Source organism: Arthrobacter sp. BL-252-APC-1A, from assembly GCF_009696625.1.
Taxonomy (GTDB): Bacteria; Actinomycetota; Actinomycetes; order Actinomycetales; family Micrococcaceae; genus Arthrobacter_B.
Genome location: NZ_VULS01000025.1, coordinates 1 through 4111, shown reverse-complemented (window position 1 = coordinate 4111; position 4111 = coordinate 1). Strand labels below are relative to the sequence as shown.

Here is a 4111-nt window from a genome sequence, read left to right as displayed (position 1 = left end):
TAAACGGGCAGTACTGTGGGACACGAGAACCTCCGGGTTGGAGTGGGTCTTTGACAAGCCACATCCCACCCGGAGGTTCTCTTTCGTTCAACCAGCCACGCCGCTACCAACGTCCTGGCCGGGTACACCTAGCCGGCACCCGACCGCAGGGCTCCTGATTCAGTCGACCGGCCAGCAGATCTGGGTGCGTGCATGCTCGGGGCTCTGCTCGGTCTCGGGATCGGCGAGGTAGTTCTCCCACATGACCTCGCTCGGCTTGAGCTTGTTTTCGGAGAAGAAGTTCTCAATATCCGCGTATGTGTTTGCCAGCGTGTCGAAGGACCCAGTGTGCGTCGCTTCGACGATCCTGCCGGCGGGAAGACTTCCCGGAACTACGTTGCCGTCAGGCGCGATGACGCCAGGGACCGGGAATCCAGCTTCGACGTCGACCAAGGCGCCGGGCTGGCCGTAGTATTTGCCGAACGGCGGGCCCACCGGCTGCACACCCTGCTCCTGCAGTGCGGCCATGACGTCCGAGAACGCCTGTGAGAAGAAGTCGGCGAGTTCGGCCATCGGCACCTGCGCGCGGACTGCCGCCGTCGCTTGCTCGGAGTGCTCCGCGATCTGGATGTCCGTCATACTTTCCACGCTAACCGCCGAGCGGCCCGCCGGATAGGACCGGACGTCCCTGACCGGCGTCGGCGGATGCTCTTACGCTTCCCTAGGACGCTGGAGCGCCGCGTCTGCGTTCCTGGTGCGCACGCGCCTTGGACCTGTTCCCGCAGGTGGCGCCATAGAGCACCATTTGGCGGTCCCGGGACGGCTGCGGTCCAACAGGAACATAGCGGCGAACAGAGCGTCCTGGCCTCCTGCGGGAGCTGGACACCAAGGAACTCGTTTACCGCGAAGCCAGGAGCCTGCTCTTCTCTATCCACCGTTTGCCGCACTGGTTTTCACCGGCTTGCCCGTCGGGGCGAATTGGGGGGACCTAAGTCCATAACTTGTTCCGCGAACGAACGCTGGAAGCGTTCCAGCGGCTTCCACCGATTTCGGTGTGCTCCGCTCCTGACACAACAACTGCGCCGTTCCGTTTCGGCGTTGGCGGCGGCGACGTTCCCTGAGAGGACAGCTTCCGGGCGCTGACGGCCATCGGCTACACCGGCCCCATCTCGGTGGAGTGGGAGGACGCCGGAACGGACCGCCTGCAAGGGGGCACCCGAGGCCCTGGCGTTCATGAAACGCTTCGGCTTCGCGCCATCGGACACCTCTTTCGATGCCGCCTTCAGCCAGGAAGCCTGAGCGCTGGAATGCTGTTGGCCGGGCCTATTCAATCAAACGGCGGGATCGTCTGAAAAGACATCTCGCTAGTGAGTGCTGCCTCCGTCATGAAAGTCATACGATCGCTCTGGTCTGGGAAATTTCTAGATCACTTTTACCTAGACCTTTCAGCAGGTTAGAAGCTAGCCTGCTGAATATGTTGTCGACCAGCACTTATTCCTCATAGGTGCGCTAGGTGCTGCTTCGACGGCTTCAGATCGTGTGCCCAGCTCGGCAATCGCCGATCCAGAGGCATCGTCGATTGAATGACTAAGGAGCGCAATGAAGCGATTTATCAGTCAGGCAGCCCTCGGAGCATGTGGGGTAGCGCTTGTCGTGCCGTTAGCAATGACTCCCGCTCAAGCTGAAGCCAGTTCCGATCAGATTGGAATGGCGGAATCTTACGATGTGCTCGTCGTAGGAAAAACGACGGGCTTTCGTCACAGCAGTATTGATGAAGCCACTACCGCCATCATGGCACTTGGTAACGTCAATGGGTTCAGTGTTGACGTGTGGGATCCTCCAACGTCACCGGGTAATCAGGGACAGCCCGACCGGACCCTACCCAGCACACCCTTCACGACCGCCTCTGATCTTGCCAAATACGAAACCATTGTCTTTGTCTCCACGGTTGACGGAACCAATTCCCTCGACCCTGCAACGCCAACGCTTCTAAATGAAACTGAGTTGGCCGCCTTCCAGGGATATATCCGTTCCGGTGGTGGTTTTGCGGGTGTTCACGCGGCGACAGATTCTATGCACACTGTCCCGTGGTATAGCCAGTTGACCGGCGGCGGTGCTCGATTCATCAGCCATCCAGAACAGCAGACTGCTTCTCAGCTGGTTGAGGACCGGGCCCATCCTTCAACAGAGCATCTCCCAGAAACATGGACGCGTTTTGATGAGTGGTACAACTTCAATCAGAGTCCGCGCGACGCTGTTCGTGTTCTCATAAATCTCGACGAGACAACCTACAACGCTCGTCGTGGTGCGATGGGTTCCGATCATCCGATAGCTTGGTGCCATAACTTCGAGTCATCTCGTTCGTGGTACACCGGCGGAGGACACACCGAAGCATCGTACACAGACCCTGCCTTCCTACAGCACCTTCTAGGGGGTATCGCCTGGTCCGCTGGCGCAGTCAGTGGAGGCGGCGACTGCGTCACATGGCACGAAGTCGAATCATTGATTGGTGACCTGGTTGCCGAAGGAGCGGTCTCTGCGAAAGCGGCGGCACAGGTGACCAAACAATTGGATAAGGCAAAGGACCTAGCGGAGGCTGGTCGGCACGATGATTCGGCAAATAAGCTCAATGCAGCCGCGGCTCAGGTTAAGGCTCACGTCGACCGTGGATCTCAGGCGCAGGTTCTGCTGACTGAGAAAGTTCGTGACTTACAGATTTGGCAAGAAGAGCTCAACTAGCTGCAAGAGCCTGCCGTACTACGTATTGCCACCGCGGGACGTAGTACGGCAGGGCCTTACGGAAACTACTGCACACATTCGCGATGTATAAGCCGTATATCGCGAGAAAACCGCCAAGCTCCAAAACACTTTCCTCCACAAAGGTGGCTTCATCTTTTGAACCGTGAGACTCGCACGTTTTCTCCTACATGGGTGATTGCTCTAATAACCATTGCAGTCATCTTTGTAGGAGCCGTCGCCGCATCCATGAGTATGCGAGCAACGACTGCTGAGATCGCGCCAACCCCCGGGTCAGTCGAAGCTATCGCCAAAGAGCTTTCTAAAGGGCAGGCTCTTGAAAAGGCTGAGATCACCAAAGACCTTGGAATGGCAGCAGAAACGGCACACGGACACATGGCACGCACTTTGGAGGGGCTAGCAACTGCAGTACCCCTGGAGCAAGCAGATAGCCCCCCGCCTGCTGATACAAGTGATGTCGACGCATGGATGCGCGACCTCAGTGCTGCGGCGACGGCTTTCGAGACTGTTGAAGAGGGCACGAGCGATCAGTCAGTTGCGCAGGAAGCCTTCGTCGGTGCGGCCCAGTTACTTCTAACGGCGGTCGAGGACTACAACCGACTCCCATCAAGCCCTGCCGAGGATCGGAACCTTTTGCTTGGCAGTGTTGCTGAGCGACGCGACGCTGCAGTTCGTCTTTGGCAGGCCGGAGCGGCCCAATTGGATACTCTGACCATAGATTCCGGGGGCGACCATATGCACGTTTTTCTAGCTCCAGACGGCGATCCCGATGCGGTACCGATGGAATTTCACGACGCAGAATAAGGAAGATATTGTCTCCGTTGTGCGCCTGCAACCTTATCCAGGAGGAGTCGTTTCCGGAGGTCGTCAACGAATGGCACTAAACCAGAAACGGAGAGATCCAACCGGACTCGCTTTCCCCCGGCAGCACGAAGACAGTTTGGTGGATCTGCCAACTTAACCACGAACGGACGGCAAGAATCACGGACCGGATGCACGGGGCGAATGGGTGTCCAGTCTGTTCTGACGCCTCTTTTCAACGGCATCCCAAGAAAAATGGGCCGCTGACTCCGCAGGATGTCTGGAGTACGAGTACCACTGCCAAAATTCTAAGAACTTCAGCGAAACCCACCTCCACGGCATTATGTCTAAAATTCACGCCGATAACAGCGCCTATAACAACTAGGCGTGGGTGTCCTCGTGGCCCCGTGGGCTACTGCCTAGCCTCGTCTCCGCCCGTCTTACCGGGGGACTGCTGAAGGTTTCGTTGACAGCTGGGGTTGATAATTTTTTACGCGGCTGAGGCCGCGTTTTTTATTGTCTCAAATTCGATGGGTGTCAGCCGTCCGAGGGCACGTTGGCGGCGTTTTCGGTG

4 protein-coding genes and 1 pseudogene are annotated in these 4111 nt (G+C 57.8%); 4 read left to right on the top strand and 1 reads right to left on the bottom strand.

What is annotated here, in order from left to right:
- Positions 1-159 precede the first annotated feature (159 nt).
- Complete coding sequence (locus FYJ28_RS17020) at positions 160-618, bottom strand: GyrI-like domain-containing protein (protein WP_055240665.1); 459 nt, start codon at positions 616-618, stop codon at positions 160-162.
- 461 nt (positions 619-1079) lie between these two features.
- On the opposite strand from FYJ28_RS17020, the pseudogene FYJ28_RS17015 reads away from it, so the two are divergent.
- From FYJ28_RS17015 to FYJ28_RS17740, 4 genes and pseudogenes are all read left to right on the top strand, one after another.
- Positions 1080-1278, top strand: a pseudogene (locus FYJ28_RS17015) (sugar phosphate isomerase/epimerase); the annotation flags it as partial.
- Between the two features lie 300 nt (positions 1279-1578).
- Positions 1579-2718: a ThuA domain-containing protein gene (locus FYJ28_RS17010; protein WP_154580185.1), complete on the top strand. Its 1140-nt coding sequence runs from the start codon at positions 1579-1581 to the stop codon at positions 2716-2718.
- A 156-nt stretch (positions 2719-2874) separates the two neighbouring features.
- Entirely contained in the window at positions 2875-3540 is a 666-nt protein-coding gene (locus FYJ28_RS17005) for a hypothetical protein (RefSeq protein ID WP_154580184.1), read from the top strand.
- A 95-nt stretch (positions 3541-3635) separates the two neighbouring features.
- Positions 3636-3995, top strand: a complete 360-nt coding sequence (locus FYJ28_RS17740) for a zinc-ribbon domain-containing protein (RefSeq protein WP_442778598.1) — start codon at positions 3636-3638, stop codon at positions 3993-3995.
- Positions 3996-4111: the final 116 nt, after the last annotated feature.

Bases quoted from the DNA above. Each gene is read 5' to 3' on its own strand.
- FYJ28_RS17010 (WP_154580185.1), top strand. From the start codon at position 1,579: ATGAAGCGATTTATCAGTCAGGCAGCCCTCGGAGCATGTGGGGTAGCG.
- FYJ28_RS17020 (WP_055240665.1), bottom strand. From the start codon at position 618: ATGACGGACATCCAGATCGCGGAGCACTCCGAGCAAGCGACGGCGGCA.